A 1,013-nucleotide genomic window follows, 5' to 3' on the forward strand; every position below is an offset into this window, starting at 1 on the left:
CATTAGCGAGATTATTTTGCGTACCTGCCCAATCAACAGGAAAAGCGTCAAAAGTTCTGACTTTCAGAGCTTGTTGGTAATAAGCGATCACTCGCTCTAAATTCTCAGCCCGCTCCCCTGCGATTCTGATACTGTAAGCATTAGCGAGATTATTTTGCATCCCTGCCCAATCAACAGGAAAAGCTTGCTGGGTGTAGACTGTCAGCGCGACTTCATAGCCAGTGATGGCAATTTCTATATTGCTGACTTTGTTACCCAAGGGAAATTGCGCTATTAGATTGCTAAAATTTACTACATATCCAGCGATGGATTTCGCCACATCTGCTTGGGCTTCCCTCAGTCTATTTGTCCCCCAACGGCGCAATATTTCTACTAACACACCGTCGAGTTTGTCTGTATTGTTTGCCAGCAACGGGTAAACTACCTGGGAATTACCACTACTGTCTGCGGTTGCTTGTAGTACCTGCATCAAGAATTGGAAATATGTCTGTCTCTCTTCCTCACTGAGAGATTGCAAACCTCGCTTCCATTCCTCCTCCTGCTTTTTGAGAGGCTTTGAATTCTCCTCCTTCCCTACTAGGGAAGGGGGTTGGGGGGTTAGGTTCAACGCTTCCCCTAGTTGCATTGCCAAACCTTGCAACCGATTAGCTGTATTCTCATCTCCCTGCTGCGAAAACTTCTGCGCCTCCGCTTCTACCGTCTGCAAGAAGTCAACATCCAGTAATTCTTGGTTTGCTGGCAAAATCTCTCGGATTTCATCGTCACTACGACAATTCAACAGGAGTTGAATGAGGTTGAGATAGTCTTGCTGACGCTGTTCGTTCATAGGTAAGGGCGTGAGAGTCGCACATATTTTATTATCAGAGAAATTCAACACCAGCGCCCTAGATTCCGGAAACGGATAGACTTTCATCACAGGTGATGTGTTCCCGACGACGATTTAGATCTTGCACCTTCGCCTGAGTACGCCTTGAACTGAAGTTCAAGGCTTATAGCCAAAGTCCGTTAAAACG

General features: G+C 46.1%; 1 pseudogene. It reads right to left on the minus strand.

The features are described from left to right. A pseudogene (locus tag DP116_RS28315) lies at nt 1-913 on the minus strand (tetratricopeptide repeat protein); the annotation flags it as partial. Nucleotides 914-1,013: the final 100 nt, after the last annotated feature.

Origin of the sequence: Brasilonema bromeliae SPC951, assembly GCF_012912135.1 — a bacterium.
Classification (GTDB): domain Bacteria; phylum Cyanobacteriota; class Cyanobacteriia; order Cyanobacteriales; family Nostocaceae; genus Brasilonema; species Brasilonema bromeliae.